The organism is Spirulina subsalsa FACHB-351, from assembly GCF_026130165.1.
In the GTDB taxonomy this organism is placed as follows: Bacteria; Cyanobacteriota; Cyanobacteriia; order Cyanobacteriales; family Spirulinaceae; genus Spirulina_A; species Spirulina_A subsalsa_A.
In genome coordinates this window covers 1-5,422 of the sequence record NZ_JAIHOM010000193.1, presented here as the reverse complement: position 1 = coordinate 5,422, position 5,422 = coordinate 1, and the positions used below count along the sequence as shown (strand labels likewise).

General features: G+C 48.7%; 7 protein-coding genes. 4 read left to right on the top strand and 3 right to left on the bottom strand.

Features of this window, described 5'->3' with window-relative positions; genetic code table 11:
* The first annotated feature begins 154 nt into the window (after positions 1–154).
* On the top strand, positions 155–364 hold the full coding sequence (locus K4A83_RS21700) for a type II toxin-antitoxin system HicB family antitoxin (protein WP_265266800.1): 210 nt from the start codon (positions 155–157) through the stop codon (positions 362–364).
* Positions 357–584, top strand: a complete 228-nt coding sequence (locus tag K4A83_RS21695; protein WP_265266799.1) for a type II toxin-antitoxin system HicA family toxin — start codon at positions 357–359, stop codon at positions 582–584. The genes K4A83_RS21700 and K4A83_RS21695 overlap by 8 nt, the downstream gene beginning before the upstream one ends.
* Positions 585–704: 120 nt before the next feature.
* Here K4A83_RS21695 and K4A83_RS21690 read toward each other — a convergent pair whose 3' ends face one another.
* Both K4A83_RS21690 and K4A83_RS24160 read right to left on the bottom strand, forming a co-directional pair.
* Positions 705–1,760, bottom strand: a complete 1,056-nt coding sequence (locus tag K4A83_RS21690) for a formylglycine-generating enzyme family protein (protein ID WP_265266798.1) — start codon at positions 1,758–1,760, stop codon at positions 705–707.
* The gene (locus K4A83_RS24160; protein WP_265266797.1) at positions 1,757–2,188 is read right to left on the bottom strand and encodes a protein kinase domain-containing protein; all 432 of its coding nucleotides are present in this window, start codon (positions 2,186–2,188) and stop codon (positions 1,757–1,759) included. Before K4A83_RS24160 ends, K4A83_RS21690 begins: the two co-directional genes overlap by 4 nt.
* A gap of 528 nt (positions 2,189–2,716) precedes the next feature.
* On the opposite strand from K4A83_RS24160, the gene K4A83_RS21680 reads away from it, so the two are divergent.
* Positions 2,717–3,631 (top strand): ABC transporter ATP-binding protein, encoded by a 915-nt coding sequence (locus K4A83_RS21680; protein WP_407810264.1) that lies wholly within the window; start codon positions 2,717–2,719, stop codon positions 3,629–3,631.
* Positions 3,621–4,442, top strand: a complete 822-nt coding sequence (locus K4A83_RS21675) for an ABC transporter permease (RefSeq protein ID WP_265266794.1) — start codon at positions 3,621–3,623, stop codon at positions 4,440–4,442. The genes K4A83_RS21680 and K4A83_RS21675 overlap by 11 nt, the downstream gene beginning before the upstream one ends.
* Positions 4,443–4,613: 171 nt before the next feature.
* Here K4A83_RS21675 and K4A83_RS21670 read toward each other — a convergent pair whose 3' ends face one another.
* Complete coding sequence (locus K4A83_RS21670) at positions 4,614–5,297, bottom strand: DUF3800 domain-containing protein (RefSeq protein WP_265266792.1); 684 nt, start codon at positions 5,295–5,297, stop codon at positions 4,614–4,616.
* Between the last annotated feature and the right edge of the window lie 125 nt (positions 5,298–5,422).

Genomic DNA, 5,422 nt, shown 5'->3' with positions numbered 1-5,422 from the left:
CGATTGCCCGAACTTGCTGGGTTTTGCCGTAGGCTTTAAACTCAAGTACAATCATGGTTACATTTTACCATCCGGCATAAAAAGCCGTCCTGGAAGGACGGGGCTTTAGACCCAAGTTTTTGGTAAAAATATCCCATTGAACAAAAAATTACCCATGAAGACTCGCCAATTTACCATCATTGTCCACCAAGAAGACGATCTATACATTGCCCAATGTCCCGAAGTAGGCACAGTGGATCAAGGCGAAACCATCGAAGCAGCGATCGCAGGACTTAAAGAAGCAACACGCCTCTATCTTGAAGAATTTCCACTCCCGGAAAAAGCTCCCCCACTCATCACTAGCATGGAAGTTAACTATGCCTAAACTCCCATGTCTTTCCAGTAAACAAGCCATCAAAGCACTCAAAAAAATGGGGTTTAGGCAAATTCGTCAAACCGGAAGTCATGTTGTACTCCAGAAGATCAATCTTGAAAAAACCATCGGTTGTGTTGTCCCTCTACACAGGGAACTAAAGATTGGCACACTCAGCAGTATTCTCAAACAAGCTCAAGTCACAGTTGAAGATTTTATTGAGAATTTGTAAATCTACACGGTGTCAGAAGTGTTGAATCGAGGCTTAGTGATAAGCATAGGGCAAGTTAAAAAAAAATAAAAAAAGATGCTTCGCGCCAAGAAGAGGGAAAGAGGGAAAAAGGGTAGAGGGTTAAAGAGTTCTGGGGGCGACGACACGAAAACCGATGCAGTCGAACTTGCTGCCGCGGGCGTCGTAGGCGCGATAGGCAGAACGGCAGTACTTCGGGTCGCTGTACCAGGAACCACCACGCAGCAGCTTCTCCTGTGTTGATTTATTGTTCAATAATCCCTTTAGCCAGCCTCTATCAATTTGAGAATGATTATCATTGTCTATCCAGGCTCTCCCATCTGTTGGCGCTCCCTCATAACTCCCATGCCAATCATCTAAACACCACTCATAGACGTTCCCGTGCATATCATGGAGTCCCCAAGGGTTGGGGGCGTTTAAACTCCCCACTGGGATCGTTTTCTTGCGATATTCCCCCTTCTTCCCCTTGCCATAGGTGTAGTTGCCGTCATAGTTCGCCACTTGGGGGGAGAGGGTCGGGCTGAAGTGGAAAGGGGTGGTTGTTCCGGCTCGACAGGCGTATTCCCATTCTGCTTCACTGGGCAGGCGGTACAGTTTCCCGGTAGCTTCGCTTAACCGGAGACAGAACTTGATACAGTCTTCCCAAGTCACCTGTTCCACAGGGTTATTTTTGTCTTTGAAATGAGCAGGATCGGCATTGAGGGAGCGCACCACTTGGGGCAGTTGGGCGATGATTTGCCATTGAGCTTGGGTGATAGCGGTGCGACCCATGGCAAATTCCGGCACAACCACCCGATGCTGAGGGCCTTCATCCTCTGGCGAACCCATGATAAATTCCCCGGCTGGAATCATCACCATTTCTAGGTTTAATCCCTTGGTGTTTTCCAGATAGCCCTGATTTTGTCCCTTTTGCCGTTGGGCGATATCCCCCTGCTCATTCAGCGTGATGATCTCGTAATGGTAGGTTTGAATGTTTTGTGTTGGGATTGGCATGGGGGGTTGAGGGGAAGGGGATGGATTTACGGTCGAGGATTGTTTCTTATCCGGTTGGAGATCCGCTAAAACCTCCGCTGTGGATTGATACCGTCGGTTTGAAGCATCCTCAATCAGTCGATCTAAAATTTTCCCTAAATCATGACTGACCCGATTGCCTTTCAAATAATCTCGCGAATTTGTTTTTCTGAAAAGACTCCGTGATTTTTGAGTTCTTCTTTTAGCGTGATGCCATTGATAAACTCTTGAATTAAATAGGACTGATTATTTTCGACAAAATGGGCGAATAACTCCGGGATTTGGGGATGTTTTCCCAAAATTTCCAACTGTTGCGCCTCTTGTTCAAACAGTTCTAACGCCTTCGGTAACTCCTTCGGATCTAAATTTTGGGGTAAAAATTGCTTAATCATACAAAACGGCTTCGAGGGCTGATCCTCATCCACCGCCAAAAACGTCCGCCCAAACCCCCCCTCACCAATCACCTCTTTCGCCCAATATCGTCCCCGTAGTAACAAGGGATTACCGCACTTGTAGCAAAACTGGTGATGGTCGGGATTGGGCTGACAACAGGTGGGATTCAAACAGTGGCGCATGACGTATAGAGAAAACGCGATAGGCTCATTTTAATCCGAACGGACGGACTTAAATTCACGAGTATTATGTGTGACTAATGTGAAAGAACTAAAGAGCGCAACCCTATTGTACAGTCTTTTCCCGATACCAGAAACTGGGTTTTTGATAGGCTTTGGCAATGGAGATAGAGCCTCTGGGGGGCGTTACTGGGCAGAGCCAGTAAGGAGGGGAAAGGTGGGGTAATTCAAGATTTGGCCGCTTTTGTTGGGTTGCGCTGGCGCTTCACCCAACCTACGCATCACGGTTTAGTGGTGTTGCATCTTGGCCATTGACATACTTACCGTCCTAAAGGATGGTTAAAAAAATAAAATAAGGTGCTTCGCGCCCGGTAAACCAGTCTTTGTTTCGTCAACCTGTCAACACATGAACCAATCAATGAGGAACGACTCAAGGAACAGCAGAATTTCTGGCGGTATAGGCTGATCGTGGTTGCTAAAGGAATCATTGTGTAGTATATCTTGTATTACGCAATAATTCTGATGAGTGTTATGGTCTTACAGGCTGATGATCTGTGGAAAACCTATGGCGATCGCTCCGTCGTCCGGGGGGTGAGCTTTAGCTTGGCCGCCGGGGAGGTGTTGGGATTCCTCGGAGCCAATGGAGCCGGAAAAACTACCACCGTTGGAATGCTCTACGGGGCGGTGATTCCCAGTCGGGGTCAGGTAACGGTGGACGGGTTCAATGTTCGGAGTCAAGGCCGCCGCGCTCGCCAAATCATGGGGGTTGTCACCCAAGAGGACAACCTGGATCCTGATTTTTCTGTGTTTGATAATCTCCGCTACTTTGCCAGTTTCTACGGCATTACCGGCCGGGCTGCTCAACAGCGAGCTAGTGAACTCTTGGAACAAGTGGGTTTAGGGGATTACGCCCGCCATCGGGTAGATCAGCTATCGGGGGGGCTAAAACGCCGCCTCGTTTTGGCCCGGGCTTTAATTAACCGTCCTCGTCTCGTCTTTTTGGATGAACCGACGACGGGTCTGGATCCCGATGCCCGCCAAGATTTTTGGCGATTGGTGACGCAACTCAAACAAGCGGGCTGTGGGGTGTTGCTCACCACCCACTACATGGATGAAGCCCAGCGATTGTGCGATCGCCTCCTTCTCTTACAAAAAGGTCAAGTGATCAACAGTGGCACCCCCCTAGACTTAATCCACAGCACCATTGGGGAGGAGGTGATTGAAGTGGATGGGATGCAAGAAGAGCAATTACAACCCCTGCTCACCCAATTTCAAACCTGGGGGCGGCTGGTGGGGGTGCATTACCTAATCGCCGTTCCCCCCAAACGAGGCGATGAACTTTGGGAATATCTCAGCGATCGCCATCCTGCCGGCCTGAGTCGTCGCCGCGCCAACCTCGAAGATGTCTTTTTACGCCTTACGGGTCATAGTCTCGATGAAAACTGATTTTACTCCATTTACCCCGACCCAAAACCCACCGAGTCAAGCCCCCCTCACCCCTTGGGGGGTCTATGCCGCCTGGCAACGCAATGCCCGCGTTTATCAAGCCACTTGGCTGGTGAATAGTTTACCCCCCTTATCCGAGCCATTAATTTATCTGGTGGCCTTTGGCTATGGCTTAACACCCCTGGTGGGAGAAATTTCCTACTATGGCACAACGGTGGATTATCTCCGCTTCCTCGCACCGGGAATGATGGGTATTGGTGTGCTTTTCCAGTCCTACAGTGAGGGAGCCTATGCCAGTTATCTGCGTTTGGACTATCAAAAAACTTGGCACGCCATCCTCACCACCCCGTTAACGTTTAGTGAGGTGTTTACGGGTGAATTATTGTGGGCGGCAACAAAGGGCATGATTGCCGCCTTAGCCACGGGGTTACTGGCGATCCTTTGGGGCTTAATGTCGATTACAACATTGGTGTTGTCAATTCCGCTCTTGCTATTGGGGAGTGTGGCCTTTGCCGGGGCAGGTTTGCTGACGGCGGGGTTGGTGCGAACGATTGATCAAATCAATGTACCCATCTATCTCTTAATTGTGCCGATGTTTACGCTCTGCGGAACCTATTTCCCCCGTGAGACGTTGCCTTCACCCTTGTTAGAGGTGGCGGGTCTTTTACCGTTATCGCTCTTGGTGGATCTGCTGCGCTGGCCCTTGGGTTTACCTGACCATTTGCCTTGGGCATTGTTGGGGTTATTGGGGTGGGCGATCGCCTCAATTTTCCTCGCCTGGCGGACGATCTACCCCCGTCTCTTCCGCTAAACGTAGTTTACGCTCTGGGATTGCTTCACTGCGGGCGAAAACAGATAACTTTGGGGTGCGATCGCTTGTCGGTATAACGGCGAAGTGCAGCGGCGGCAGATAACCTCGAATGCTCACAATTAATCTTTGGGCGGTCAGGTGCATTGGGGTTGTTATGCTGTGTTATCTAATTTATTGCAGAATATGAAGCCCATGAACTACACCGCCCTCCGAATCAAATCTAGGTTCAATAATAGGGAAAAATCTATTGTCTCCCTTCTCAAAGTATCTAAAAACAGCGTAAGCGACTAAATCCGCAAGCTGAATCGATCTTGATGCCTTTGAATCTAGAAATAGAGGTACTTCCGAAAAGTTTCTTATTACTCCCCAAGTGTATCCAATAGTTCTAAAATCAGTTGCCAAAGACTGGATTGTTGTTTCGTAAGTAGATTTGTCAAAGATAATAATCCCTCTATGTGTATTACCGCTTCTATGCAATCTCATTAAGTACTTATCAAATCTGCTAGACAGTTGCTCAAACGCGGCTTCAACAGGATCTTGTGGAGATACTACAGATTTCCTAATCACACTTGCAAAAAGTCGATTACTCGGATGAGATTGCAGGAAAACCTTCAAAGCATCTTCAATTGCCTGATGCCGATCATCTTTAGGATGACTTCTCCACCATCCTCTTCCACCGAACATTGGACTACCATGCAACTCAACTGCTGCTGGATCAGCAGGATCAAACCTTGCTGCAATTCGGTCAAGTTGGGTTGCAAGCCAATATCCCTGTCGCTCAAATACACAAAACCCGGCTAGCACGAAATATTGTTGGTTGGGGTCATGAGTCGTACCAGACTCATCTACATACATTGACACTCCCATCGCTGAAAGCGAGGGATTCTTGGTTCAACGAGTTTCCTTAACTTGGCAGGACGTATCCAACCAAGCCAGAGGGAATCTCTCCCCAAGCGTGAGTTCCGGTATGCCCTACCGTA

Excerpts from the sequence above, each read along its gene's own strand:
- K4A83_RS21695 (WP_265266799.1), top strand. The coding sequence starts at position 357 with ATGCCTAAACTCCCATGTCTTTCCAGTAAACAAGCCATCAAAGCACTC.
- K4A83_RS21675 (WP_265266794.1), top strand. The coding sequence starts at position 3,621 with ATGAAAACTGATTTTACTCCATTTACCCCGACCCAAAACCCACCGAGT.
- K4A83_RS21680 (WP_407810264.1), top strand. The coding sequence starts at position 2,717 with ATGGTCTTACAGGCTGATGATCTGTGGAAAACCTATGGCGATCGCTCC.
- K4A83_RS21670 (WP_265266792.1), bottom strand. The coding sequence starts at position 5,297 with ATGTATGTAGATGAGTCTGGTACGACTCATGACCCCAACCAACAATAT.
- K4A83_RS24160 (WP_265266797.1), bottom strand. The coding sequence starts at position 2,188 with ATGCGCCACTGTTTGAATCCCACCTGTTGTCAGCCCAATCCCGACCAT.
- K4A83_RS21700 (WP_265266800.1), top strand. The coding sequence starts at position 155 with ATGAAGACTCGCCAATTTACCATCATTGTCCACCAAGAAGACGATCTA.